Here is a 24,012-nt window from a genome sequence, read left to right as displayed (position 1 = left end):
CTCATGCGAGCGCGGGCAGGCCCAGCAGCCGGGCGGCGGACTGTGCCGTGGCCTTCACCTCGGCCACGCTGCCACCGGTGATGTTGAGGTGGCCCATCTTGCGTCCCGGGCGCGCGTCGAGCTTGCCGTAGAGGTGCAGGTGGGTGCCGGGCAGGGCCAGCACCTGGTCCCAGACCGGCGAGCGGGGCTTGCTGTGGGCGCCATCCGGGAACCACAGGTCGCCCAGGACGTTGAGCATGATGGCCGGGCTGTGCTGGCGCACGGCGCGCAGCGGCAAGCCGGCCATGGCCCGCACCTGCTGCTCGAACTGCGAGACGTCGCAGGCGTTCTGGGTGTAGTGGCCGCTGTTGTGCGGGCGCGGCGCCATCTCGTTGACCACCAGGGCGCCGTCGGCGCTGCCATCGTCGATGACGAAGTACTCCACGCACAACACGCCCACGTACTGCAGCTGGTGGGCGATGGCGATGGTGGCGGCGCGGGCCTTTTCGCACAGGACGGCGGGCAGGGCGCCATCAAACACCTCGGTCACGGCCAGGATGCCGTCGACGTGGGTGTTGCGCTGCACGGGGTAGCTCACGGCCTGGCCGTCGGCACCCCGCGCCACGATGACCGAACACTCGGCCTTCAGGGGCAGCATCTTTTCGAGCACACAGGGCACGCGTCCCAGCCGGTCCCAGGCGGTGGCCAGTTCGGCGCGGTCCTTCACGCGGACCTGGCCCTTGCCGTCGTAGCCCAGGCGGGCGGTCTTGAGGATGCCGGGCAGCAGGTCGGCCGGCACGGCGGCCAGCAGGGCATCGGACTCGATGGCGGCGTAGGGCGCCGGGGCGATGCCGCTGGTGGGCAGGCTGGCGACGAAGTGGGCTTTTTCCTTGAGGCGGTCCTGCGCCACGGCCACGGCGTGGGCGCCGGGCGCCACCGGGCGGTGCGCGCCCAGCGTCAGCAGGGCGGGCGCCGGCACGTTCTCGAATTCGGTGGTGATGGCGTCGCAGCGCTGCATGAGCTGCGCCAGGCCTTGCTCGTCGTCGTAGGCGGTCTGGACGTGGTAGTGCGCCACGCGGCCGGCCGGGCTGGCGGGATCGGGGTCCAGCACCGCGGTGAAATAGCCCATGGCCTGCGCCGCGTGCACGAACATGCGGCCCAGCTGGCCGCCGCCCATCACGCCCAGCGTGAGTTGTTGGCCGGTGGCACCCGTGGTGCCGGGGAGCAGGGTCTTGAGGGTCATCGTGTTCAGGCCGTGGGCGGCAGGGTCATGCCGCGCGCGGCTTCTGTCTGGGCGGCGCGGAAGGCGTTGAGCCGTTCGCGCAGGGCGGGGTTGCCGTTGGCCAGCATGGCCACTGCAAACAGGGCCGCGTTGGCCGCACCGGCGGCGCCGATGGCGAAGGTGGCCACCGGCACGCCCTTGGGCATCTGCACGATGCTGTGCAGCGAGTCGACGCCTTGCAGGTGTTTGCTGGCCACGGGCACGCCGAGCACCGGCACGGGGGTCTTGGCGGCCAGCATGCCGGGCAGGTGGGCGGCGCCGCCGGCCCCGGCGATGATGGCCGTGAGGCCGCGCGCGGTGGCGGCCTCGGCGTAGGCGAACATGTCGTCGGGCATGCGGTGGGCCGAGACCACGCGGGCCTCGTGGGCCACGCCAAACTGCTCCAGAATCTGAACCGCGTGCTGCATGGTGTCCCAGTCGCTGCTGGAACCCATCACCACCCCGACTTGAACGTCCGCCATGCTTGCTCCGTTAAAGTTGGGATTTTACGTTTCGGCCCCAGATGGGCTGGATTCCCACCGCTTCTCAGGCCATTCCATGATCGACGTCACCATCGCCAACTTTGAAACCGAGGTCATTGAAGCCTCCATGACCACACCGGTGCTGGTCGACTTCTGGGCACCCTGGTGCGGGCCCTGCAAGTCGCTCGGCCCCGTCCTGGAAAAGGTGGAAGAAGCCTATGCCGGCCGTTTCAAGCTGGTCAAGATCAATTCCGATGACGAGCAGCAGCTGGCCGGTGCCTTCGGCATCCGCAGCATCCCCACCTGCGTGTTGCTGATGAACGGTCAGCCGGTCGACGGCTTCATGGGCGCCCTGCCCGAAGGCCAGGTCAAGGCCTTCCTGGACAAGCATCTGCCACCGGCCGACGAGCTGCCGCCCGAGGTGCTGGAAGAAGCACCCGTGCCCGAACCGGTGGCCGAACCCGGCAGTGCCGACGCCCTGGCCGCTTTGGCCCAGGCCGTGGCCGACAAGCCCGACGACGACAACGTCCGTTTCGACTTCATCAAGGCCTTGCTGCTGGCCGGCCGCACCGACGACGCCAAGGTGGCCTTCGCCCCGGTGATCGCCAAGGCTGCAGCGGTGCGCAAGCTGGAAGCACTGCAGCACTGGATGAACGCGCTGGACGTGGCGGACAACGCCTACGAGCCGGCCGACGCGGCGCTGGCGGCGCGCATCGCCACCAACAAGCGCGACTTCGACGCCCGCTACGAGCTGGCCCAACACCACATGGCGGCCCAGCGCTGGACGGCGGCCATGGACGAGCTGCTGGAGATCCTGATGCGCGACAAGGCCTGGAACAGCGACTTGGCGCGCAAGACCTATGTGGCCATCCTGGAGATCATCGACGTGCCCAAGCCCAAGGTGGCCGAAGGCCAGATCCCGCCAGAAGACCCGACCGTGGCCACCTACCGCCGCCGCCTGAGCAGCGTGGTGCTGAGCTGAGCGATCACCCGGCAGTACAAGGTGTCCGGCCATCCGGTCTTTCCGGAGCAGGGATGAGGCGCGTGCCGTGTGATCCAGCGGCAGTCCCGCTTGGTGCTCAGGGGACATGGCTGTCTTGGGGCCATATTGCAAAAGGCAAAAGGGGTCGAAAGCTATACTGGCCAGCCACTGCCGCGACGCCGATGCCTCTCACCGCCTGCCACCTGGAGTCAGGATGCCCCACTGAGCTGGGCAGCGGGCAGATCATGGCCATCATGCTGGCCACCTCGGTGGCGGTCATGATGCTCAACGTCGCGCCGCTGGTCGAGCCGTCCCTGCAGCGCGATGCCCACTGGTCCGCAACCGAGGCCGGCGCTGCTTTCAGCGTTGAACTGGCCGCCATGGGCCTCGCTGCGCTCCCGGCGGCCGCCTGGATGGGCCGCGCAGGTGCCGAGCGTGTGGCCCGCTCGGCCTACGCGCTGTTCATCGCCGCAAGCCTGCTGTCGATGGTGGCGCAGGCGTCCTTCGCTCCGTATGTCGTCGCGCGCGTTATCGCTGGCACCGCTGCCGGAACGCTGATGGTGCTGGGCATGAGCCTCGCGGCGAGGGCGCGCAATCCGGATCGGCTGTATGCCTTGGTCACCCTTGTTCAACTGGCCAGCGGCGCCGCGCTGCTCGCCGGTCTGGCCGCACTGACCGATGCCGAACACGGCCTGCGCCATGTTTTCCTTGTGAGCACGGGGCTCGGGGTTCTGGGCATATCGACAGCGGGCCTGTTCTCCCGCATCGCGCCTGCGCCGATGCGGGCGGCAGCGCCCGCGGCTGCGGGGGGCACTGCGACCAGGCGAAATGGAATCGCCCTTCCGCTGGCTTTCGCGCTGGTGTTCAACTTGGTGGTGGGTGCCGTGTGGCCGTTCGCCGTCGCCTATGCGGCCGACACGGCCCCAGTCCGTCTGGCGCAGATCCTTGCCGGCGCCACCGTCGCCGGGCTGGCCGGTGCGGCGTTGGCCTTTCTCGTCGGCAACCGGTTGCCGCACCGGCCGCTGCTGGTCACGGGTTACCTGGGCATCCTGCTGGGGGCCGGGTTGCTGCATGGTGCGCGCCACCCCATGGGGTTTGCGGCCGGGTGCTGCATGCTGTCCCTTGCCTGGAACTTCAGCGTCCCCTACGTCTTCGCGGCGGTTGCCGGTCGTGACAACACGGGCGGACTCATGGGCGTCGCCAGCCTGGCCTTCGCCGCCGGCCTCGCGCTGGGGCCGCTCCTGGCGGGCATGTTGCTTGACTCGCTGGGGTTGGAGGCGCTTTTCCCGGCCGTGCTGGCGGGTGTGGCCGTCGGCGTGGCGCTGACGCTGCGCATGACCCGGTCAAGTCCACAGGTCCCCAACGTCCATCAACACCGATGAGCGGTGCACACATGGGTGGACCGAATGGCACATCGAGCGACGTCGGAGGGAACGGTCAGTTGGCGGGCGCGGAAGGCTTGGTGGACGCGCCCCTGCGTGCGCTCAGCGCCAGCCTGCTGCAACTGACAGGCCTGGCACAGAGGGCGCAACCCCAGACCCTGCTGCACGATGCGCTGCTGATCCTGCGCAACTTGGTGCCATTCGACTCTGCCTGGTGGGGCGAGGTGTCAGGGGGCAGCTCGAAAGCGGCGCCACGCAACTGGATGCACGGCAGCATCGGTCTCAGCAAGGGGTTTGCGCAGGAGTGGAACCAACTCTCCGCAGCCGACGATTTCGCGCAGCAATCCATGCGCCGGTTGGGCAGGGTCTTCGTCGAAAACGGACCTCTGCAGCCCGGCACAGTCCCGCCTGAAATCGAGGCCTTCTGCAGGAAGCATGGGCTGTTTCATTGCGTGGCGATCACGGTCGACCTTCCGGACAGCGGGCTGATGTTCTTTGTCTCGGTTTACCGCAGGCCGTCGTCGGCGCCGTTTTCCGCGCAGGAGTCGGCGCTTTTCGGCGAGTTCGTCGCGCATTTGCGCCTCCACTGGAGCCATGCCATCGATGGGCTGCAACAGCCCCACGCAAGCCGGCCCTGGAACAGTTATGCCCTGGCGGACCAAGATGGCAGGTTGCTGTTCATGGGCCTGCGTGTGGGCATGGCGCTGAATGAAGCCTTTCCTCAGTGGTCCGACACGGCCCTGCCGCCCGATTTGGTGGACTCGATCCGCAAGAAGCTGCCTCGCACGGTGGCGATCGGCACGGCCTCCCGCCTGCGACTGGAACCCTGCGGCTCCTTGGTGGCGCTCACCATTCCCTCACGCCAACACAACTCCCCCTTGGCCCCCCGGGAACTGGGCGCGGCCATGCTCTACGCGCAGGGGCAGTCGTACAAGGACATTGCGGCCACGCTCGGCCTTGCCCCGGCCACCGTGCGCACTTATTTGCGCAACGTCTATGCGTTGCTGGGCGTGCGAAACAAGGTGGAATTGGTGGCCGCGCTTCGCCGGAAGTGAGGGACATGCGGTTCGGGGGCTGGGGCTTGGGAGGCCGGGCGGTTTCCAGCCATCACGGCCATATGGGTGGTTTCCCCAGCCGTCTGCATTTGCAGAGGGCTTTCTCGCGGGCGCCGCTCCTATCTTTCGGGCAGGAGCCCGCGAGACCACGCCGTGCTCCTGTCACCCCAACTCAAGAACGCAGGAGACCTCACGCATGTTCCCCAGGAAATCGAACGCCAGCGCGCCGCAGTGGCGGCCAAACCCCCATCCCGCCGACCAGCCCGGCCCCTGGCCGCGAGTGGCCTTTTGGAGTGCACTGACAGCCCTGGGCTTGGCAGCCTGCGGCGGGAACGACGGCAGCGCCGACCTGACGGCCCGGTCATTGGCCGAAGCCTGCCCCTCGTACCGCGCCAGCGCCTTGCCGCACAACGCCAGAGTCACCAGCACAGAGATCCGCCAGGCGCAAAGCGATCTGCCCGAAGTTTGTGTCGTGCGCGGCGAAATCGTTTCGTCGCCCGAGTCCACCATCCGCTGGGCCGTGGAGTTGCCGCAGGGAAGGCAGTGGAATGGGAAGACGCTCACCATCGGCGGCGGGGCCTTCGACGGATTCATTCCCACGGACGATCCCTGGTACCAGATGCTCGTCGGCCCATCGGCCAACCCTTATGTCAAGATCAGCTCGGACTCGGGGCACCAGGTCCAGTCATTTGCCTGGGGCAACAGCGACGTCGCGTTGCGCAACCATGCCTTCGATGCCAACCACTACGTGCTGGAAGTCGGCACCGCCATCGCCACGGAGTTCTACGGCAAGCGCCCGACCCGGCGCTATCACATGGGCCAATCCAATGGCGGCCGCTCGGCCCTGGCGTCCACGCAGAAGTATCCCAAGGACTATGACGGCGTGATCGCCATGGAACCCGCCATCAGCCAACAAGCGCATCAGGTCAACCTCGGACCGACGGTGCTCAGGCACATCTTCTCCAAACCCGAGAACTGGCTGAGCGCCGAGAAGATCACGCTCTACGCCCGGGCCGAAACAGCCGCGTGTGACGCACTCGATGGCCTCAAGGACGGCATCATCGGAAATGTGCAGGCCTGCGACTACGTGCCAACCGATCTGCTGTGCACCGGGGAAGAGAACGCATCGTGTCTCACCGCGGGCCAGATCGAATCCATCCGATTGATCTACTCCTCGCATGACACGCCGGTGACCCTGGCGCGCGGTGCCCGCGGCTATCCGCGCTATGGCCGTGGGGGTGCGGCGACCTCGGATTGGCAGGCATACATGTTCGGCACCAGCTTCGCCGCACGCGACTCCTTCAACTTCATGGCTGCACAAGAAGCCGCACGGCTGGTGGAAAGGAACGCCAACCTCAGCCTCCTCGACCACGACCCGACCAGGTTCTCGGCCGAATACCTGCGCCTTGCGGAGATGATTGACGCCACCGATCCCGAGATCTCGGCCTTTGCCGACAACGGCGGCAAGTTGCTGATCTGGTACGGCGCGGCCGACACTTGTGTTTCGATGTATCGCACGGCCGCGTACCTTGAGTCGGTCAGGCAACTGCTGGGTGTGACCAAGGTGCAAGGTTTTGCGCGCCTGCTCACATCACCGTCGGTGGGCCACAACCTGGACGGCGCGACCGAACCGCGGGCGATCGACCTCCTGGCGGCCATGGACGCGTGGGTCGAAAGGGGCACGGCTCCCGACAAACTGGTGGACACCCAGTTCGCGCCCGGCAGCAGCACGCCCGTCCTGCAGCGGCCCGTGTGCGAGTACCCGAAGTTTCCTCGCTACAACGGAGCCGGCGATCCAAGCAAGGCTGAGAGCTTCACCTGCTCAGCCACCTGATGCGCACCAGAATGCGGCGGTCGCCGGGGCGTACCGTTGCATTCCATCCTGTTGCGTTCCATTGAAACCTGACGCAGTCACGGACTGAACCTCGCTGGTCCACGTGCAGCAGCGCCGGTCACGGTCCTTGCCCGCTGCGCGTGGCCGCATCCCCCTTCAAGGGGGTGACACCAGCCGTCCGGCAGAACCGGCCCGGCGGTGTTCCTCGTTTCGCACCACTTCTTTCGGGACGAATGTGGCATGAAAGCGGGCGTCAGGTCATGTAGCCCGGGTCCAGCTTCTCCACCTTGCGCAGCAGCGCTGGCCAGGCCAGGTTCGCGCCCTGACCGGCCGTGGCGGTCTTCATGACCTGGCCCATGTTGTCCAGGATGGCGGGGTTCACCGTCGTGAGTGCCGTGCCGCCAGCCAGGGCGTCGATCTGGATGCGGCAGGTGTTCTCCAGGATGTACATGGCCAGGAAGGCGTCGGGGATGCTGCGGCCCACGGTCAGCAGGCCGTGGTTGCGCAGAACGAGGTGGTTGGCCTGCCCCAGGTCGGCCTGCAGGCGCGGCTTCTCGTCGGGGCGGAAGGCCACGCCCTCGTAGTCGTGGTAGGCCAGCGAGGCCAGCACAAAGGTGGACTGCTGGCTGATGGGCAGGATGCCGTGTCGCTGGGCGCTCACGCCCACGCCGGCGCGCGTGTGGGTGTGCAGCACACAGACGGCTTCGGGCCGCGCCTCGTGCACCGCGCTGTGGATGACGAAGCCGGCCGGGTTGACCGGAAACGGCGTGTCGTGGAGCTTCTGGCAGGCCATGTCGACCTTGACCAGGCTGCTGGCCGTGATCTCGTCGAACATCAGCCCGTAGGGGTTGATCAGGAACTGGTGTTCGCCGCCCGTGACGCTGTCGGGCAGCTTGGCGCTGATGTGGGTGAAGACCAGATCGCTCCAGCCGTAGGCGGCCACCAGGCGGTAACACGCGGCGAGGTCACAACGCAACGCCCATTCTTCGGCGCTGACCTGGTCTTTCAGGGAGGGAATGTGCATGGCGGAGCCCGGGTGGCTGGGTGGATCCACCATGGTGGCGGCACCGGGCCGCCGAATCTGTCGCCGCGACGACAGGCGGATCAGTCGGCCTTTTTCACCGGGCAGGTGCTGAAGCCGATCAGCCCGTAGGGTGGGCACCAGCCGATCAGGCCGGTGGCCAGGGGCAGCAGGCCGAGGTAGGCCCAGGGACTCAGGTAGCCGGTGGCGGCGGCGCCGACCAGGCCCAGGCCAATGACGATGCGCAGGACGCGGTCGATGCCGCCGACGTTGTGGGTCATGGCTGTTGCTCCTTCAAAGGTGTGACCGGGGCGGTGTTGCCCTTTCCGGGGTGTAGGCCACACCCGGCCGCAAGTCAAGCCCGCGCACGGGGCGTGGTGGCGGAAACCCGGGTTTGCGATCGGTTTTGGACAAAACAGTTCATTCAAATCATTTGAAGAAAAGATACAAGACCATTGAAACCGATTGACATGACGGCTCCCTAAACTCTCGCCAGTTTCTGCTGCCTTGCAGCACTTCAGGGAGCCGATTTCATGCCCGACCAGGACACCCCACCGCCATACCACCGCTTTGCCATCCTGCTGCACTGGGTGCTGGGCCTGTCGCTGATTCTCTTGTTTGGCGTGGGACTCTACATGGCCGACCTGCCGTTTTCGCCGCAGCGGCTCAAGCTCTACAACTGGCACAAGTGGGCCGGCGTGACGCTGCTGGTGCTGTCGGCCGTGCGGCTGGCCTGGCGCCTGACCCACCGCCCGCCGGCGCTGCCGGCTTCGGTGGCCGCTGCCATGCCGGCGTGGCAGCGGGTCGCGCACCATGCCACCCACCACGCCTTCTACCTGCTGTTTTTCGTGGTGCCGCTGCTGGGCTGGGCCTACAGCTCGGCGGCCGGTTTCCCCATCGTGCTTTTCGGCAGCATGCCCTTGCCCGACTTCGTGCCTGTGAGCGAGGGCCTGGCCGATCTGCTCAAGCCGCTGCACAAGTTCAGCGCCTTCGCCCTGGCCGCGCTGGTGGTGGTGCACGTGGCGGCAGCCCTCAAGCACCAGTGGGTGGACCGCGACGGCCTGCTGGCCCGCATGCTGCCAGGCCGCGTCTGAGTGTTTTTTTCCTGGAGATGTCCATGTCCGTGACCACCCTTGTCCGCCGTTTTGTCCTGGGCGCAGCCGCGCTGGGCTTGTCGGTGTCCGCCCTGGCGCAGCAGAAGCTGCTGCCCGAACAGAGCGAGATTGCCTTCGTGGCCCGCCAGATGGGCGTGCCGCTGGATGGCAAGTTCCGCAAGTTCGACGCCCAGATCAGTTTCGACGTGGCCAAGCCGCAGACCAGCAAGATCGCCTTCACCGTGGACGTGGGCAGCGCCACGCTGGGTTCGCGCGAGACCGATGCCGAGCTGCCCAAGGCGCCCTGGTTCAACGTGCCCAAGTTCCCGCAGGCCAGTTTCCAGTCGAGCAGCGTCAAGGCGCTGGGCGGCGGCAAGTTCGAGGTCGCCGGTCAGCTCACCATCAAGGGCACGGCCCGCGAGGTGCTGGTGCCCGTGACGCTGACGCAGAGCGGGGCGGTGACCACCGCCACCGGCACCCTGCCGCTCAAGCGCCTGGCGTTCAAGATCGGCGAAAACGAATGGGCCGACACGTCCATGGTGGCCGACGACGTGCAGGTCAAGTTCAAGCTGGCGCTCCAAGGCGTCGGCAAGCTCTGATTCCCTTTTCCTTCTTCCCAACCTTCTGGAGTTCTCCATGCGCAAAGCCTTCCTCGCCCTGGCCGCCGTCGCCACCCTCGCTTCCGTGGCCACCACGGCCCAGGCCGCCGACTACGCGATCGACCCGACCCACACCTTCGTGACCTTCGAGATCGACCACTTCGGCACCACCACCAACCGTGGCCGTTTCGACAAGAAAGAGGGCACGGTGCAGTTCGACCGTGCGGCCAAGACCGGCAAGGTCGACATCAGCATCGACGTGGCCTCGATCAACACCGGCACCGACGCCTTCAGCAAGCACCTGCAAAGCGCCGAGTTGCTGGACGCGGCCAAGTTTCCCAAGGCCCGTTTCGTTTCCGAGCAGTTCGTCTTCAACGGCGACAAGGTGGCCGAAGTGGTGGGCCAGTTCACCCTGCTGGGCAAGACCCAGCCGGTGACCCTGAAGGCCAACAAGTTCAACTGCTACCCCAACCCCATGCTGAACAAGCGCGAAACCTGTGGTGGCGATTTCGAGGCCACCATCGACCGAACCGCTTACGGCCTGAACTACGGCATCGACTGGGGTTTCGCCAAGAACGTGCGCCTGGTGGTGCAGATCGAGGCGGTCAAGCAGCAATAAGCGCGATTTACGGCTCAGGCGCCGAGCTTGCGGGCCGCGTGGAGCGTCTGCTCCACCACGCCCGCCACACTGGCCTGTTGTGTGGTGTCGCGCAGCAGGCCTTTGTCGTCAAAGGCCTCCGCCGCGCGGGCCAGGGCGAACTGTTTGGGGGCCACCCAGCACTGCAGCTGGCGCATCAGCGGTGCCAGATTGGAGAGGCTGCGCAGGCCGCCCAGGGCGCCGTTGGAGGCCGCCAGAAGGCCCACCACCTTGTTGTTGAAGGGTTTGCCCCCCACGGCCCAGTCGGCGTCGCCGGCGATGGGGCGTGACAGCCAGTCCAGCGTGTTCTTGAGCAGGCCGGTGTAGCTGCCGTTGTACTCGGGCGAGCAGATGATCCAGGCCGGGTGGGCGTGGAAGATGGCTTTGAGCCGGCGCACGTTGTCGGGGGTGCCCTGGGCTTCCAGGTCGCCGTTGTAGAGCGGCAGCTCGAAGTCGGCCAGCTCCAGCAGGGTGACCTCGGCGCCCTGGTCGCGGGCGGCTTGTGCGGCGACGGCGGCCAGGCGTCGGTTGAAGGAGTGTTGGCGCGTGCTGCCAGCGAAGACGAGGGCTTTCATGGGGTCGAGGGTCCAGGTTGGGTATCGGTTTCGAGGGCCTGCAGGTAGCGCAGCGCGTGCCAGCGGTCCGGGCCACACATGGTGGGCTCGGGTGGCAGGGACGCACAGACCGCTGGCCGCTCGGGGTGGCCAAACAGCCGGCAGCGCAGGGCTTCATTCAGATGCGGGCAGGGCACACCCGCCGGTTTGCCCAGGGGCAGGCCCGGCAGGGGGCTGCTGATCGACGGCGCGATACAGCAGGCGGCGCAGCCGGAACGGCAGGCAAGACTCATGGGAGCGATTGTCCTTGATGTGCCGAGGGCGGGTGGCCTGTGGGGCTGGTCGAAAAATAGGCAGCGCCGTAAAATCGAGGGTTTTCCAGCATCCGCGGCCCCACCATGTTGTATCCCCAGGAATTTGATGTCATCGTTGTTGGCGGTGGCCATGCCGGCACCGAGGCCGCGCTGGCCGCGGCCCGCATGGGCTGCGCCACGCTTTTGCTGAGCCACAACATCGAGACGCTGGGACAGATGAGCTGCAATCCGTCGATTGGCGGCATCGGCAAGGGCCACCTGGTCAAGGAAGTCGACGCGCTGGGCGGCGCCATGGCGCTGGCGACCGACGAGGGCGGCATCCAGTTCCGCATCCTCAACAGCAGCAAGGGTCCGGCCGTGCGCGCCACGCGCGCCCAGGCCGACCGCATCCTCTACAAGGCGGCGATTCGCCGCATGCTGGAGAACCAGCCGAACCTGATGTTGTTCCAGCAGGCGGTGGACGACCTGATGGTGGAGGGCGGCCGGGTGGTGGGCGCGGTGACGCAGGTCGGCATCCGCTTCCGCGCCCGCACCGTGGTGCTGACGGCCGGCACCTTCCTGGACGGCAAGATCCATGTGGGCCTGCAAAACCACAGCGGTGGCCGCGCGGGCGACCCGCCGGCGGTGACCCTGTCGGCACGCCTGAAGGAGCTCCAGCTGCCGCAGGGCCGCCTCAAGACCGGCACGCCGCCGCGCCTGGACGGCAAGACCATCGACTACAGCAAGTGCACCGAGCAGCCGGGCGACGGCATGCCAGGTTCGGACACCGCGGACCGGCCGGTGCCGGTGTTCAGCTTCATGGGCAAGACCGCCATGCACCCGCGCCAGCTGCCGTGCTGGATCACCCACACCAACGAGCGCACGCACGAGATCATCCGCAGCGGCTTTGACCGCAGCCCCATGTTCACCGGCAAGATCGAAGGCGTGGGACCGCGTTACTGCCCCAGCGTGGAAGACAAGATCAACCGCTTTGCCGACAAGGACAGCCACCAGATCTTTCTGGAACCCGAGGGCCTGACGACCCACGAGGTCTACCCCAACGGCATCTCCACCAGCCTGCCCTTCGACATCCAGTACGCGCTGGTGCGCAGCATGCCGGGGCTGGAAAACGCCCACATCCTGCGCCCGGGCTACGCCATCGAATACGACTACTTCGACCCGCGCGAGCTCAAGAGCAGCTTCGAGACCAAGCAGATCGAGGGTCTGTTTTTCGCCGGCCAGATCAACGGCACGACCGGCTACGAGGAAGCGGCGGCCCAGGGCCTGTTCGCCGGCATCAATGCCGCGCTGCAATGTCGGGGAGACGCGCCCTGGCTGCCGGGCCGCGACCAAGCCTACCTGGGCGTGCTGGTGGACGACTTGATCACCAAGGGCGTGACCGAGCCCTACCGCATGTTCACCAGCCGGGCCGAGTTCCGCCTGCAGCTGCGCGAGGACAACGCGGACATGCGTCTGACCGAAGTGGGGCGCAGCATGGGCCTGGTGGACGATGTCCGTTGGGACGCCTTCAATCGCAAGCGCGACGCTGTTTCACGTGAAACAGAGCGCCTGAAGGCAACCTGGGTCAACCCGCGCAACCTCCCGGCCGAAGAGTCGGCCCGCGTGCTGGGCAAGGCGATCGAGCACGAATACAACCTGGGCGATCTGCTGCGGCGGCCCGACGTGAGCTATGCCGGGCTGATGGACATGGATGGCGGCAAGTACGGCGCTGGCAGTCTGGTTTCACGTGAAACACTGGGCGATCAGTTCGACGAACTGCGCGAGGCGGTGGTGGAGCAGATCGAGATCGCAGCCAAGTATTCGGGCTACATCGACCGCCAGCGCGACGAAGTGGAGCGCGCCGCCCACTACGAAAACCTCAAGCTGCCGGCCGAGCTGGACTACCTGGCCGTGCCGGCCCTGTCCATTGAGGTGCGGCAAAAGCTCCACAAACACCGGCCCGAAACCCTGGGCCAGGCCTCGCGGGTGTCGGGCGTGACGCCGGCCGCCATCTCTTTGCTGCTCATCCACCTCAAGCGAGGCAAGTTCAAGGGCTTCAGCAACGAGACCCAGGCAGAAGCTGCATGAGCGCACATCCCCAAGAGGTCGCGCTGCAGGCGGGCCTGGTGGCGCTTGGCTTGGCGCTGGACGAGCAACAGGTCGCACAGCTGCTGGCCTACCTCGACTGGATCGCCAAGTGGAACCGGGTCTACAACCTGACCGCCGTGCGCGAGCCGGCCGAAATGCTGACCCACCACCTGCTGGACAGTCTGGCGGTGATCGCGCCGCTGAATCGCCAGCGGGCTGGGCGGGGCATCCGCTTGCTGGACGTGGGCTCGGGCGCCGGCCTGCCGGGTGTGGTGATTGCCATCTGTTGCCCCGACGTGGTGGTGCATTGCGTGGACACGGTGGCCAAGAAGGCGGCCTTCATCCAGCAGGTGGCGGCGGCGCTGCAGCTCAAGAACCTCAAGGGTGTGCACGCCCGGGTGGAAAATCTGACCGACACCTACGATGTCGTCAGCTCACGTGCCTTTGCGTCGCTGGTGGATTTCACCAACTGGTCGCGCCAGGCGCTGGCCGAGGGTGGCGTGTGGATGGCCATGAAAGGCAAACACCCGGCGGACGAACTGGCGGTGTTGCCGGCGGGCGTCGAGGTGTTTCACGTGGAACAGCTGGTGGTGCCGGGGCTGGAGGCGGAGCGGTGCATCGTCTGGATGCGTGTCTCTGTCGTCTGAAGTCCTGTTTGTTGCGTGGACCTCGCGCTGTGCCTGCGGCGGTGCGCGCGTTCTCCGGCCCACTCGCGGGCGTATGTCCTGGTGAGCCACCGTTATTTCGTTAACGCCGCGTTGGTACGCACCCTCTGTGGCAACCGCAAATAGGGCCTGCGCCCGCGCACACCGCCACAGGCCCGAGAGGGCGATGCATGCTCGCAGCCGGTGGTGGGCCAACAGCATCTTTGCGGTGATGGGGTGGGTGTCCGGGCGGCGGGACGATTTGCGGTTGCCACAGATGCTGCACACCGTTGGAGCGTTGACGCGATAGCGGTGGCTCACCCAAGCATCCGCCCGCGAGTGGACCAGAGCCCGGACACCGGCCCCGTCCGCCGTGCCCACCCCTCAGAGTGAAACGAGCAACACAACCGTTGTTCCACGTGAAACGTCAACCAAGCCCACCCGCAGACTCACGTAAACTCACCCGCATTCCCGCTCAAGAAAGCTCCCCATGTTCGGCATCGCTGACTACGGCGCCTTTGTCGCCGCCATCGTTTTGTTCCTTGCCATTCCCGGTCCGGGGAATCTCGCGCTGATCACCTCCACCGGCAAGGGTGGCTTGCGTGGTGGTCTGGCGGCCACGCTGGGCGTGATGGCGGGCGATCAGGTGCTGATGTGGATGGCGGTGGCCGGCGTGGCAGCGCTGCTGGCGGCTTATCCGGCCGCCTTTGCCGCCGTGCAGTGGCTGGGCGCGGCCTACCTGGCCTGGCTGGGCTGGAAGATGCTCACCGCCAAGCCGGGCGATGCCCCGGTGCTCAATATTCGCCCGCGGCAATACTTCCAGCAGGCCTTCACCATCACCTTGCTCAATCCCAAGGCCATCGTGTTCTACATGGCCTTCTTCCCGCTGTTCGTCGACCCGGCCAAGCACCAGGGGCTGCTCACCTTTGGCGCCATGGCCGCCACCGTGGCCGTGTTGACCTTTCTCTACGGTCTGACCGCCATCCTGTTGACCCACTTCCTGGCCGAGCGCATGCGGGCCAACCCCGCCATTGCGCGCACCCTGGAAAAACTCGCTGGCGTCTTCCTCATCGGTTTCGGCGTCAAGCTCGCGCTGAGCAAATAACACCAGCATGGCCAAGATTTTCTGCATCGCCAACCAAAAGGGCGGGGTGGGCAAGACCACCACCACGGTCAATCTCGCCGCCGGCCTGGCCAAGGTGGGCCAGCGGGTGCTGATGGTCGACCTGGACCCCCAAGGCAATGCCACCATGGGCTCGGGCGTGAACAAGCGGGAGCTGGCCCTGACCGTCTACGACGTGCTGCTTGAATCGGCCGGCGTGGCCGAGGCGGCGGTGTATTCGGAGAAGTGTGGCTACCACGTGCTCGGCGCCAACCGCGAGCTGGCCGGCGCCGAGGTCGAACTCGTCGATCTGGAGCGTCGCGAAAAACGCCTGAAGACCGCCCTGGCCGCGGTCGACGCCGATTACGATTTTGTGCTGATCGACTGCCCGCCCAGCTTGTCCATGCTCACGCTCAACGGCCTGTGCTGTGCCCATGGCGTGGTCGTGCCCATGCAGTGCGAATACTTCGCGCTCGAAGGCCTGAGCGATCTGGTCAACACCATCAAGCAGGTGCACGCCAACCTCAATCGCGAACTGGAAATCATCGGCCTGCTGCGCGTCATGTTCGACCCGCGCATCACCTTGCAGCAGCAGGTGAGCGACCAGCTCAAGGGCCATTTCGGCGACAAGGTATTCGATACCCTGATCCCGCGCAACGTGCGCCTGGCCGAAGCGCCCAGCTATGGCCTGCCGGGCGTGGTGTTCGACCCCGCCGCCAAGGGCAGCCAGGCCTTTGTGGCCTTCGCGCAAGAGATGGTGGACCGCATCGGCAGCATGAAACGATGACGCCGCGCGTGCTCATCCTCCCGGGTTGGCTGAACAGCGGCCCCGACCACTGGCAAAGCCGCTGGCAAGCGCTGTATGGTGACCAGCGGGTGGAACAGCACGACTGGGACACACCGCGCCGGGGCGACTGGATGGCCCGGCTCGAAGAGGTGCTGCTGCAGGATCCGCGCCCGGCGCTGCTGGTGGCGCACAGCCTGGGCTGCATCCTCACCGCCGCCTGGGCGGCGCATTCCCGGAACACCGCCGGTGTGCTGGGGGCCCTGCTGGTGGCGCCCGGCGACACCGAGAACCCCGATCTGGGTCCCGCCTTGCCCAGCTGGGCGCCCATCGTGCGCCAGCCGCTGCCTTTTCCCAGCATCCTGGTGGGCAGCCGCAACGACCCTTACTGCGCCTTCGACAAGGCGCAGGCGCTCGCCGCCGCCTGGGGCAGCCGCTTCGTGGACCTGGGCGAACGCGGGCACATCAACGCCGAATCCGGCCTGGGCGACTGGCCTGAAGGCCGCACTCTGCTGAACTCATTGAATAAAGGCTGAACCCCATGGTCACCAAAAAACCCAAGGGCCTTGGCCGGGGACTCGAAGCCCTGCTGGGCCCCAAGCTCGACGCCGACGACACGCCCGAGGCGCTCGCCGCCGCCGACCTGCCGCACACGCTGGCGCTGGGCGACCTGGTGCCCGGCATTTACCAGCCGCGCACCCACATGGACGAAGGCGCGCTCTACGAGCTGGCCGAATCCATCAAGGTGCAGGGCATCATGCAGCCCATCCTGGTGCGCCGGCTGGAGGATGCCGATGGTGTCGCCCGCCTGGCCGCCGAACGTGGGCGCACCGGTCAGCCGGTGGAAGAGCGGGGCGCCCGGCCGGTCTATGAAATCATCGCCGGTGAACGGCGCTTCCGTGCCGCCCGCCTGGCCGGGCTGGACACCGTGCCGGTGCTGGTGCGCGAGGTGCCCCACGAGGCCGCCGCCGCCATGGCGCTGATCGAGAACATCCAGCGCGAGGACCTCAACCCGCTGGAGGAGGCCCAGGGCCTGCAGCGCCTGATCAAGGAATTCGGCCTCACCCACGAACAGGCCGCGCAGGCGGTGGGGCGTTCGCGCAGCGCCGCCAGCAACCTGCTGCGCCTGCTCAACCTGGCCGACCCGGTGCAGACCATGCTGATGGCCGGCGACATCGACATGGGCCACGCGCGTGCGCTGCTGGCCCTGGACCGGGCCTCGCAGATCACCGCGGCCAACCAGATCTCGGCCAGGAAGATGTCGGTGCGCGAAGCCGAAAGCCTGGCCAAGAAGCTGGCGGCGGAGTTCGAACTCACACCCCAAAAACCGAAAAAAGAAAAGTCGCGCGATATCCGCCGCGTCGAGGAAGAACTGGCCGACCTGCTGACCGCCGGGGTGGAGGTGCGCGTGAAGAAGCGCGTGAAGCGCCACGGCCGTGTCGAGGAGATGGGTGAGCTGGCCATTCAGTTCGGTTCGCTGGACGAACTCAACGGCTTGATCGACAAACTGCGCGCGGTCGGCTGACACAAAAATTGAGCTTTTTCCTCCCCAAAGTGCTGGGGTGTCCGTGCCACCATTGCCGGATATCACTAAAAGCACTTCAGTGGAGGACACATGAAACGGGTTTTGCCCCTCGCCGCAGCAACGCTGTGCCTGTCCGGTTGCATCGCAACCGCACCCACCATCGGCAGTCCGGCGGCACAGACCGCCGCCACCGGCTCGGCCGGCGGTGCCACGGCCCAGAACGCGAACAGCCAGCTGGAACGCTGCGACGCCACCCTGGGCACGCTGGCGGTGGTGGAAGACCAGCAGGCCTCGTGGTACAGCACCATGCAAAGTTACAAGCTGCGCTCCACCGTGCCGCTGCTGCGCATGCTGATCCAGCAGTCCAACTGCTTCGTGGTGGTCGAACGCGGCATGGCCATGCGCAACCTCATGCAGGAGCGCTCGCTGGAGCAAAGTGGCGAGATGCGTGCCGGCAGCAACTTTGGCAAAGGCCAGATGGTGTCGGCCGACTACACCATGAACCCGTCCATCACCTTCAGTGAAAAAGGCACGGGCGGCGTCGGCGCCGCGTTGCGGGGTTATGGCGGCGCGCTGGGCGCCATGCTCGGTGGCGGGCTCAAGTTCAACGACGCCTCCACCACCCTCACCCTGATAGACAACCGCTCCGGCGTGCAGTTGGCGGCCGCCGAAGGCAGTTCGCGCAACACCGACTTCAATCTGTTCGGCGGCCTGTTCGGTGGCAGTGGCAGCGCCAGCGGCAGCGGGTTCTCCGACACACCGGAAGGCAAGGTGCTGACAGCCGCTTTTGTCGACAGCTACAACCAGCTGGTGCGTGCGGTGCGCAACTACAAGGCGCAAGAGGTCAAGGGTGGCTTGGGTACCGGCGGCCGACTGGGCGTCCAGGGCGGCGGCACACCGGCTGCCGCCACACCCGCGATCCGCAAGAAATGACCTCTCCATGGTCGCCATAATGGGCGCCCATGTGGACCACGCTTTGGCCTCTTCCTGCGTTGCTGGCCTGGGGTGCCGCCTGGGGCACCTGGCTGGCGGGGCGCACGGTGGGCATGTCCGACACCCTGGCCCTGGTCCTGGCCACCGTCACCGGGGTGGTGTTCAGCCTGCTGGGGGGCAGTGTCTGGCGCAAACTCATGATGGCACTGGGTTTTCCCGTGTCATGGCTGCTGGCGCATGGCGGCGCAGTGAGCGCCAACATCTCATGGTGGCTGCTGCCCTTGGGCCTGTTCCTGTGGCTGTATCCGCCCGCCAGCTGGCGTGACGCGCCCCTGTATCCCACGCCACACGATGCCTTCGAAGGCCTGCGCGAACACGTGCCGCTGCCCTTGGCGGGCCGGGTGCTGGACGCTGGCTGCGGCCTGGGCGATGGCCTGATCGCGCTGGAGCGCGCCTACCCGGACGTGCACCTGCACGGTGTGGAACGCAGCACGCCGCTGCGTTGGCTGTGCGCCTTGCGTTGCCGCTGGGCGCAGGTGCGCGGCGGTGACCTGTGGGCCGACGACTGGTCGGGCTACGACATGGTCTACCTGTTCCAGCGTCCGGAAACCATGCCGCGTGCCCTGGAGAAGGCGGCGCGCGAACTCCAGGAGGGCGCCTGGCTCGCCAGCCTCGAGTTCGAGGCCACCGAGTGGGTCGCGACGATGGTCTGGACCTGTCCGGACGACCGTCCGCTGTGGCTCTACCAGGCGCCGCTCGTGCGCAAGGACACCGTCAAGGCCGATCAGCCCTGAGCCGACAACCAGCGCGCCAGCAGGGTGTCGGCCGGTTCCGGGCGACCGAACAGGTAGCCCTGGTGGATGACCGCAGCACGGCGGTTCAGGAAATCCGCCTGCTCACGTGTCTCCACCCCTTCGGCCACCACCTGGAGGCGCAGGTGGCTGGCCACCGCCAGGATGGCCTCGACCAGCGCGCCGTCGCTGGGGTCGTGTGGGGCATCCTGAACAAAGCTCTTGTCGATCTTGAGTTCGTGGATGGGCAGGCGCTTGAGGTAGGCCAGCGACGAGTAGCCGGTGCCAAAGTCGTCGATGGAAAACCGCACACCCTCCTGGGTGAGCTGGCACATCTTGCGCACCACGGCGTCCACCTGCTCGATGACCACGCCCTCGGTGATCTCCAGCGTGAGGTCGCCCGGGTGGGCGCCGTGCCGCTGCAAGGCCTGCAGCACACCCGGCACAAAGCCGGCCTTGTGGAACTGCCGTGGACTGACGTTGACGGCCATGGGCAACTGCTGTCCCTTGCTGCGCAGGCCACCCAGCCGGGCGCAGACCTCCTCCAGCACCCAGTCGCCGAGCTCGGCGATGAGGTCGCTTTCCTCGGCCACGCTGATGAAGGTGCCGGGTGGCACCAGGCCCTTGTCGGGGTGCTCCCAGCGCACCAGTGCCTCGGCGCTCACCATGTGGCCTTGCGGATCGACCTGAGGCTGCAGGAACAGACGCAGTTCGCCGGCCGCCAGGCCACGCCGCAGGTCTTGCTCCACCGCAAAACGCTCGCTGACCACCTGGCCCATGGCGGCGTCGAAAAAGGCCGCCTGCTGGCCTCCCGCAGCCTTGGCCCGGTGCAGCGCGGTGTCGGCGCGGCGCAGCACGTCGCTGGGGGTGTCGCTGTCGTCGCGGGGCAGCAGGGCCACGCCGACGCTGACCGAGATGTTGACTTGTTCGCCGCTGCCCAGCGCGAAGGGCGAGAGCAGGGCGTCGTGCAGGGCTTGCGCCACCCGCAGCGCGGTGGCGGAGGCGGCGGCGGGCAGGGGCTCGGGCGCATGCAGCAACAGGCCGAATTCGTCGGCGCTGAGGTGGGCGAGCACGTCGCCGGTGTGGCGCAGCTCACCCAGCCGCTGCGCGAGTTGGCGCAGCAGGTCGTCGCCCATGCCGTGGCCCAGGGCTTCGTTGACGGTCTTGAACCGGTCGACGTTGATCAGCAGGAAGGCGCTGTGGCTTTCGCTGCGGCGGTCCGCGCCCAGGCTGTCGGCGATCTCCTCCATCAGTCGGTGCCGGTTGGGCAGGCCGGTCAGCGGGTTGAACCAGGCCAGCCGGTGGGCGGTTTCCTCGGCCTCGCGCTGGGCGGTCACGTCGAGCTGCACCGACAGGTAGCGGCTCACGCGTCCGCTCTCGTCGTGCACCGGGGCGATGGTCACCGACTGCACACACAGCCGGCCATCCTTGCAGCGGTTGATCACCTCGCCGTCCCAGCGCTCACCGGCCTGCAGGGCTTTCCACATGCCTTCGTAGGTGCTGGCCGGCGTCTGCCCGGACTGCAGCAGGCGCGGGTTGAGGCCGATCACCTCGGCGCGCGTGTAGCCGCTGTTGCGTTCGAAGGCGGCGTTCACGTACTCGATGTCGCCTTTCAGGTTGGTGATGATCACGCCGGCGGGGCTCTGTTCGGTGGCCTGCGACAGCTGCATGATCTGTGCCTCGGCGGCCTTGCGGGCGCTGATGTCGCGGCTCACGCCCTGCACCTGGGTCACCTCGCCACGTGCGTCGGCGACCAGCGTGGTGGCCATTTCCACCGTCACGAGGTGGCCATCCCGGTGCCGCTGCACCATCTCGTCGGCGCTGGTCAGCACGCTGGTGTCGCCGCGGGCGTGGGCCGCCAGGCGTTCCCGCAGGCGGGTCTCGATGTCGGCTTGGGTGGCGGGGGTCACCAGGCGTCCGAAGCTTTGGCCGATCAGCTCGTCGGGCGTGTAACCCAGCAGCTTGCGCACCGCCGGGCTGAGGTAGACGAAGCGCTGGTGTTGCAGGTCGTAGAGCCACACCACATCGCTGCCGTTTTCGGCCAGCAGCCGGTAGCGGGCCTCGCTGTCGCCCAGCTTGGCCTGGGCTTGCTGGAGCGCACCCATGTGCCGCGCCATGGCCTGCAGGTGGCCTCGCTGCGTCAGCAGGTAGACCAGCGCCGCGGCGCTCACCAGGCCCAGCAACCCCACCAGCATCAGCCACAGCGAACGCACGACGGCGTCGCCCATCAGCTCGACCTGGTCCTGTTTGGCCAGCAGCCACCAGTCGGTGCCGGCGATGGGCCGCACCACGCCCAGCGCTTCCACGCCGCGGTAGTCGACACCGTCGAGCACCTCGTTCGCCTGGGCCTCGCCGCGCAGCACGCGGGCAGTGAACAGCAGTGGCGTGGACAGCGGTGCGGTCTGGTTGGCGGAGCCAGGGGCGACGTGCCGCCGGGCGGAGAGGAAACGCACCTCGTTGCCGTCGCGCCGGAACAGAAAGGCCTCGGCGGTGCGCTGGGGCAGGGGCCAGTTGGCCAGGGCCGGGTGCAGGTGGGGCTTGGGATCCAGGTGCAGCACGACCACGGCGGGTTGCCGGCTGTCCAATGCCACTGGCGCCAGGAAGGCCAGGCGCAGTTGGCCGGCCTGGTCGCGCCACGGCCCCACGCGCACCGGTCCACCCTGGGCAATGGCCTGGCGCAGCCCCGCCAGCAACTCGGGATCGTGGTTGTGGTCGGGGCCGGCCGAGCGCCAGACCAGCCGCCCTTGTCCGTTGAACAGCGCCACGCGCTGAAAGTGGGTGCCGTCCAGGTAACCCGTGAGCTGTTTGGCCAGTGCGTCCATGGCGCCGGGGGCATGGGAGAACTGCCACACCAGCCAGTTGGACTCGATGTCCTTGTCCTTCTGCAGCCAGCTGGCGTCGCGCAGGCGTTCGGCATGCCAGGCCGTGATCTCGCGGGCCTTGCTGTCCGACACCGCCAGCAGCTGTTCACCGGCCTGCTGGCGTTCGCTGCGCCAGACCGCGGTGATGGCCAGGGCCGTGACACCCAGCACGGCCACGATCAACACGCCCAGCACCCAGCCTGGCCGAGCGCGCGCAGGGGCGCCGTCCTGGTTCATGGCCTGGCCCGGCCCACGCCGCACCAGCAGGCCAAACACCAGGAGGGTGGTCACGGCGACGAACAGCCAGCCCTTGGCGGTGCTGGCCAGCAGCAGCATGGCGGGATCGTCGAACAGCCAGCCCACGAGGCGGTCCGACAGCGTGATCCAGAGCGAGGCCAGCACGCCGTACGCGGCAGCGACGGTCAGGGGCTGGTAGAGGCCCTGCGCTTGCGAGGGCCGTGTCATGGGTGTGCCTTCGTGCGGGGTCGGCAGACGGCGTTGCTCACAGGGCGAAGATCTTGCCCGGGTTCATGATGTTGTCCGGGTCGAGCGCGCGTTTGATGGTGCGCATCATCTGCACCGCGCCGTCGCCGGCCTCGCTGCGCAGGAAGTCCATCTTGTGCAGGCCCACGCCGTGTTCGCCGGTGCAGGTGCCTTCCAGGGCCAGCGCGCGGCTCACCAGCTGGTGGTTCAGGTCCTCGGCCACACGGCGCTCTTCGGCGTTGTCGGGATCGATCAGGTAGCCGAAGTGGAAGTTGCCGTCGCCCACGTGGCCGACCAGGAAGTAGGGCAGGCCCGAGGCGTCGGCCTCGGCCACCGAGTCGAGCAGGCAGTCGGCCAGGCGGCTGATGGGCACGCAGGTGTCGGTGCTGATGGCGCGGCAGCCCGGCTTGCTCTGGATGGCCGCGAAGTAGGCGTTGTGCCGCGCCGTCCACAGGCGGGTGCGGTCCTCGGGCGTGGTGGCCCATTCGAAGGCCTGGCCACCGAACTCGGCCGCGATCTCCTGTACCGTCTCCGCCTGCTCCTGCACGCCGGCGGGCGAGCCGTGGAATTCCATCAGCAGCATGGCTTCTTCGCGCAGGCCCAGCTTGGCGTAGGCGTTGACCATGCGCACCGTGCCGGCGTCGATCAGTTCGCAGCGCGCGATGGGGATGCCCATCTGGATGATCTGTATGGTGGCGCGCACCGCTGCCTCGATGCTCGGGAAGGAGCAGGTGGCGGCCGAGATCGCCTCGGGCAGCGGGTAGAGTTTGAGTGTGATTTCGGTCATCACGCCCAGCGTGCCCTCGCTGCCCACCATCAGGCGGGTGAGGTCGTAGCCGGCGCTGCTTTTCTTGGCGCGGGTGCCGGTGCGGATCACCTCGCCCTGGGCCGTGACCACTTCCAGCGCCAGCACGTTTTCGCGCATGGTGCCGTAGCGCACGGCGTTGGTGCCGCTGGCGCGGGTGGCGCTCATGCCGCCGATGGAGGCGTCGGCACCGGGGTCAATGGGGAAGAACAGGCCTTCGCTCTTGACCGCCTCGTTCACCGCCTTGCGCGTCACGCCAGGCTGTACCGTCACGGTCAGGTCCTCGGCGTTGATGGACAGAACCCGGGCCATGCGGCTGACGTCGATGCTGATGCCGCCCTGCACGGCCAGCAGGTGGCCTTCGAGCGAGGAGCCGACACCGAAGGGAATCACCGGCACCCGGTGTTGCGCCGCCAGCTTGACCGCGTCGGCCACGTCGGCGGTGGACTCGGCGAACACCACGGCCGAGGGCGGCGGCACGGTGGTGAATGCCGACTCATCCCGGCCATGCTGCTCGCGCACCGCCAGCGCGGTGGAGCAGCGTTCGGCAAAACGCGCCTTCAGGGCGTCGATCAGCGCCTGTGGCACCTCGCGCTGGTGGATCTCGGGCAGCAGGTGGGCGGGAAGGGGGGTGTTCATGGCACGGTCTCCTGGTCGGCAGTCCAGGCCGCCTTGGCGGCCAGCTTTGCATTATCGACACATTGTGGGCGCGGCAGACCACTGGCAAGGGCGGGATGTGCACTTGCGCAAGTCATCACATGACTTTCGACTATTGAGTCCATTCAACGCGTTCATTGTTAAAACCACAAAAAACATTTGTGAC

General features: G+C 67.3%; 23 protein-coding genes. 15 read left to right on the top strand and 8 right to left on the bottom strand.

The annotated features are described in order from the left end of the window. Position 1: 1 nt before the first annotated feature. Positions 2–1,222 (bottom strand): 5-(carboxyamino)imidazole ribonucleotide synthase, encoded by a 1,221-nt coding sequence (locus AAHB17_RS09035; RefSeq protein WP_342130211.1) that lies wholly within the window; start codon positions 1,220–1,222, stop codon positions 2–4. 5 nt (positions 1,223–1,227) lie between these two features. Then, positions 1,228–1,722, bottom strand: a complete 495-nt coding sequence (gene purE, locus AAHB17_RS09030; protein ID WP_342130210.1) for a 5-(carboxyamino)imidazole ribonucleotide mutase — start codon at positions 1,720–1,722, stop codon at positions 1,228–1,230. Positions 1,723–1,798: 76 nt separating this feature from the next. Here purE and trxA point away from each other — a divergent pair, with 76 nt between their 5' ends. The 4 genes from trxA to AAHB17_RS09010 all read left to right on the top strand — a co-directional run bounded on the left by trxA (position 1,799) and on the right by AAHB17_RS09010 (position 6,975). Beyond that, positions 1,799–2,704: a thioredoxin gene (trxA, locus tag AAHB17_RS09025; protein ID WP_342130209.1), complete on the top strand. Its 906-nt coding sequence runs from the start codon at positions 1,799–1,801 to the stop codon at positions 2,702–2,704. A gap of 245 nt (positions 2,705–2,949) precedes the next feature. Then, complete coding sequence (locus tag AAHB17_RS09020; protein WP_342130208.1) at positions 2,950–4,086, top strand: MFS transporter; 1,137 nt, start codon at positions 2,950–2,952, stop codon at positions 4,084–4,086. 80 nt (positions 4,087–4,166) lie between these two features. After that, positions 4,167–5,141: a helix-turn-helix transcriptional regulator gene (locus AAHB17_RS09015; protein ID WP_342130207.1), complete on the top strand. Its 975-nt coding sequence runs from the start codon at positions 4,167–4,169 to the stop codon at positions 5,139–5,141. A gap of 196 nt (positions 5,142–5,337) precedes the next feature. Then, positions 5,338–6,975: a tannase/feruloyl esterase family alpha/beta hydrolase gene (locus AAHB17_RS09010; RefSeq protein ID WP_342130206.1), complete on the top strand. Its 1,638-nt coding sequence runs from the start codon at positions 5,338–5,340 to the stop codon at positions 6,973–6,975. 253 nt (positions 6,976–7,228) lie between these two features. On the opposite strand, the gene AAHB17_RS09005 is transcribed toward AAHB17_RS09010, so the two are convergent. Continuing rightward, on the bottom strand, positions 7,229–7,999 hold the full coding sequence (locus AAHB17_RS09005) for a class II aldolase/adducin family protein (RefSeq protein WP_342130205.1): 771 nt from the start codon (positions 7,997–7,999) through the stop codon (positions 7,229–7,231). Between the two features lie 80 nt (positions 8,000–8,079). Beyond that, the gene (locus tag AAHB17_RS09000; protein WP_342130204.1) at positions 8,080–8,277 is read right to left on the bottom strand and encodes a YgaP family membrane protein; all 198 of its coding nucleotides are present in this window, start codon (positions 8,275–8,277) and stop codon (positions 8,080–8,082) included. Positions 8,278–8,529: 252 nt separating this feature from the next. Here AAHB17_RS09000 and AAHB17_RS08995 point away from each other — a divergent pair, with 252 nt between their 5' ends. Genes AAHB17_RS08995 through AAHB17_RS08985 form a run of 3 tightly spaced genes read left to right on the top strand, consistent with a single transcriptional unit; the run spans position 8,530 to position 10,308 of the window. Beyond that, positions 8,530–9,090: a cytochrome b gene (locus tag AAHB17_RS08995; protein ID WP_342130203.1), complete on the top strand. Its 561-nt coding sequence runs from the start codon at positions 8,530–8,532 to the stop codon at positions 9,088–9,090. A 17-nt stretch (positions 9,091–9,107) separates the two neighbouring features. Further along, a complete protein-coding gene (locus AAHB17_RS08990; protein ID WP_446719576.1) occupies positions 9,108–9,689 on the top strand; it encodes a YceI family protein in 582 nt (193 codons plus the stop codon). A gap of 37 nt (positions 9,690–9,726) precedes the next feature. Beyond that, positions 9,727–10,308: a YceI family protein gene (locus tag AAHB17_RS08985; RefSeq protein ID WP_342130201.1), complete on the top strand. Its 582-nt coding sequence runs from the start codon at positions 9,727–9,729 to the stop codon at positions 10,306–10,308. Between the two features lie 14 nt (positions 10,309–10,322). On the opposite strand, the gene AAHB17_RS08980 is transcribed toward AAHB17_RS08985, so the two are convergent. Next, positions 10,323–10,901, bottom strand: coding sequence for an NADPH-dependent FMN reductase (locus AAHB17_RS08980; RefSeq protein WP_342130200.1), 579 nt, complete (start codon positions 10,899–10,901; stop codon positions 10,323–10,325). After that, positions 10,898–11,173: a YkgJ family cysteine cluster protein gene (locus tag AAHB17_RS08975; protein WP_342130199.1), complete on the bottom strand. Its 276-nt coding sequence runs from the start codon at positions 11,171–11,173 to the stop codon at positions 10,898–10,900. Before AAHB17_RS08975 ends, AAHB17_RS08980 begins: the two co-directional genes overlap by 4 nt. 105 nt (positions 11,174–11,278) lie before the next feature. Here AAHB17_RS08975 and mnmG point away from each other — a divergent pair, with 105 nt between their 5' ends. The 8 genes from mnmG to AAHB17_RS08935 all read left to right on the top strand — a co-directional run bounded on the left by mnmG (position 11,279) and on the right by AAHB17_RS08935 (position 19,043). After that, entirely contained in the window at positions 11,279–13,261 is a 1,983-nt protein-coding gene (gene mnmG / locus AAHB17_RS08970) for a tRNA uridine-5-carboxymethylaminomethyl(34) synthesis enzyme MnmG (protein ID WP_342130198.1), read from the top strand. Continuing rightward, on the top strand, positions 13,258–13,908 hold the full coding sequence (rsmG, locus tag AAHB17_RS08965; RefSeq protein ID WP_342130197.1) for a 16S rRNA (guanine(527)-N(7))-methyltransferase RsmG: 651 nt from the start codon (positions 13,258–13,260) through the stop codon (positions 13,906–13,908). Before mnmG ends, rsmG begins: the two co-directional genes overlap by 4 nt. Before the next feature lie 487 nt (positions 13,909–14,395). Continuing rightward, positions 14,396–15,010 (top strand): LysE family transporter, encoded by a 615-nt coding sequence (locus tag AAHB17_RS08960; RefSeq protein ID WP_342130196.1) that lies wholly within the window; start codon positions 14,396–14,398, stop codon positions 15,008–15,010. A gap of 7 nt (positions 15,011–15,017) precedes the next feature. Continuing rightward, positions 15,018–15,794 carry a ParA family protein gene (locus AAHB17_RS08955; protein WP_342130195.1) on the top strand — a complete coding sequence of 259 codons (777 nt, stop codon included), beginning with the start codon at positions 15,018–15,020 and terminating at the stop codon, positions 15,792–15,794. Then, entirely contained in the window at positions 15,791–16,327 is a 537-nt protein-coding gene (locus tag AAHB17_RS08950) for an RBBP9/YdeN family alpha/beta hydrolase (RefSeq protein WP_342130194.1), read from the top strand. Before AAHB17_RS08955 ends, AAHB17_RS08950 begins: the two co-directional genes overlap by 4 nt. A 5-nt stretch (positions 16,328–16,332) precedes the next feature. Beyond that, the gene (locus tag AAHB17_RS08945; RefSeq protein WP_342130193.1) at positions 16,333–17,316 is read left to right on the top strand and encodes a ParB/RepB/Spo0J family partition protein; all 984 of its coding nucleotides are present in this window, start codon (positions 16,333–16,335) and stop codon (positions 17,314–17,316) included. Positions 17,317–17,406: 90 nt separating this feature from the next. Continuing rightward, positions 17,407–18,249 carry a CsgG/HfaB family protein gene (locus AAHB17_RS08940; RefSeq protein WP_342130192.1) on the top strand — a complete coding sequence of 281 codons (843 nt, stop codon included), beginning with the start codon at positions 17,407–17,409 and terminating at the stop codon, positions 18,247–18,249. A 29-nt stretch (positions 18,250–18,278) separates the two neighbouring features. Then, positions 18,279–19,043 carry a class I SAM-dependent methyltransferase gene (locus AAHB17_RS08935; protein WP_342130191.1) on the top strand — a complete coding sequence of 255 codons (765 nt, stop codon included), beginning with the start codon at positions 18,279–18,281 and terminating at the stop codon, positions 19,041–19,043. Here the strand turns inward: AAHB17_RS08935 and AAHB17_RS08930 are convergent. Together AAHB17_RS08930 and AAHB17_RS08925 are read right to left on the bottom strand one after the other, a co-directional pair. Next, the gene (locus AAHB17_RS08930) at positions 19,034–22,366 is read right to left on the bottom strand and encodes a bifunctional diguanylate cyclase/phosphodiesterase (RefSeq protein ID WP_342130190.1); all 3,333 of its coding nucleotides are present in this window, start codon (positions 22,364–22,366) and stop codon (positions 19,034–19,036) included. The genes AAHB17_RS08935 and AAHB17_RS08930 overlap by 10 nt on opposite strands. A 37-nt stretch (positions 22,367–22,403) precedes the next feature. Beyond that, complete coding sequence (locus AAHB17_RS08925; protein ID WP_342130189.1) at positions 22,404–23,828, bottom strand: FAD-binding oxidoreductase; 1,425 nt, start codon at positions 23,826–23,828, stop codon at positions 22,404–22,406. Positions 23,829–24,012 lie beyond the last annotated feature (184 nt).

Origin of the sequence: Hydrogenophaga sp. OTU3427, assembly GCF_038440225.1 — a bacterium.
GTDB lineage: Bacteria > Pseudomonadota > Gammaproteobacteria > Burkholderiales > Burkholderiaceae_C > Hydrogenophaga.
This window is presented reverse-complemented; position numbering and strand designations above follow the sequence as displayed.

Bases quoted from the DNA above. Each gene is read 5' to 3' on its own strand.
- AAHB17_RS08955 (WP_342130195.1), top strand. From the start codon at position 15,018: ATGGCCAAGATTTTCTGCATCGCCAACCAAAAGGGCGGGGTGGGCAAG.
- trxA (WP_342130209.1), top strand. From the start codon at position 1,799: ATGATCGACGTCACCATCGCCAACTTTGAAACCGAGGTCATTGAAGCC.
- AAHB17_RS08930 (WP_342130190.1), bottom strand. From the start codon at position 22,366: ATGACACGGCCCTCGCAAGCGCAGGGCCTCTACCAGCCCCTGACCGTC.
- AAHB17_RS08945 (WP_342130193.1), top strand. From the start codon at position 16,333: ATGGTCACCAAAAAACCCAAGGGCCTTGGCCGGGGACTCGAAGCCCTG.
- AAHB17_RS08925 (WP_342130189.1), bottom strand. From the start codon at position 23,828: ATGAACACCCCCCTTCCCGCCCACCTGCTGCCCGAGATCCACCAGCGC.
- AAHB17_RS08980 (WP_342130200.1), bottom strand. From the start codon at position 10,901: ATGAAAGCCCTCGTCTTCGCTGGCAGCACGCGCCAACACTCCTTCAAC.
- AAHB17_RS08940 (WP_342130192.1), top strand. From the start codon at position 17,407: ATGAAACGGGTTTTGCCCCTCGCCGCAGCAACGCTGTGCCTGTCCGGT.
- AAHB17_RS09000 (WP_342130204.1), bottom strand. From the start codon at position 8,277: ATGACCCACAACGTCGGCGGCATCGACCGCGTCCTGCGCATCGTCATT.
- AAHB17_RS09005 (WP_342130205.1), bottom strand. From the start codon at position 7,999: ATGCACATTCCCTCCCTGAAAGACCAGGTCAGCGCCGAAGAATGGGCG.
- mnmG (WP_342130198.1), top strand. From the start codon at position 11,279: ATGTTGTATCCCCAGGAATTTGATGTCATCGTTGTTGGCGGTGGCCAT.
- AAHB17_RS08960 (WP_342130196.1), top strand. From the start codon at position 14,396: ATGTTCGGCATCGCTGACTACGGCGCCTTTGTCGCCGCCATCGTTTTG.
- AAHB17_RS09035 (WP_342130211.1), bottom strand. From the start codon at position 1,222: ATGACCCTCAAGACCCTGCTCCCCGGCACCACGGGTGCCACCGGCCAA.
- AAHB17_RS08985 (WP_342130201.1), top strand. From the start codon at position 9,727: ATGCGCAAAGCCTTCCTCGCCCTGGCCGCCGTCGCCACCCTCGCTTCC.
- purE (WP_342130210.1), bottom strand. From the start codon at position 1,722: ATGGCGGACGTTCAAGTCGGGGTGGTGATGGGTTCCAGCAGCGACTGG.
- AAHB17_RS08935 (WP_342130191.1), top strand. From the start codon at position 18,279: ATGTGGACCACGCTTTGGCCTCTTCCTGCGTTGCTGGCCTGGGGTGCC.
- rsmG (WP_342130197.1), top strand. From the start codon at position 13,258: ATGAGCGCACATCCCCAAGAGGTCGCGCTGCAGGCGGGCCTGGTGGCG.
- AAHB17_RS08990 (WP_446719576.1), top strand. From the start codon at position 9,108: ATGTCCATGTCCGTGACCACCCTTGTCCGCCGTTTTGTCCTGGGCGCA.
- AAHB17_RS08995 (WP_342130203.1), top strand. From the start codon at position 8,530: ATGCCCGACCAGGACACCCCACCGCCATACCACCGCTTTGCCATCCTG.
- AAHB17_RS09010 (WP_342130206.1), top strand. From the start codon at position 5,338: ATGTTCCCCAGGAAATCGAACGCCAGCGCGCCGCAGTGGCGGCCAAAC.
- AAHB17_RS08950 (WP_342130194.1), top strand. From the start codon at position 15,791: ATGACGCCGCGCGTGCTCATCCTCCCGGGTTGGCTGAACAGCGGCCCC.
- AAHB17_RS08975 (WP_342130199.1), bottom strand. From the start codon at position 11,173: ATGAGTCTTGCCTGCCGTTCCGGCTGCGCCGCCTGCTGTATCGCGCCG.
- AAHB17_RS09020 (WP_342130208.1), top strand. From the start codon at position 2,950: ATGGCCATCATGCTGGCCACCTCGGTGGCGGTCATGATGCTCAACGTC.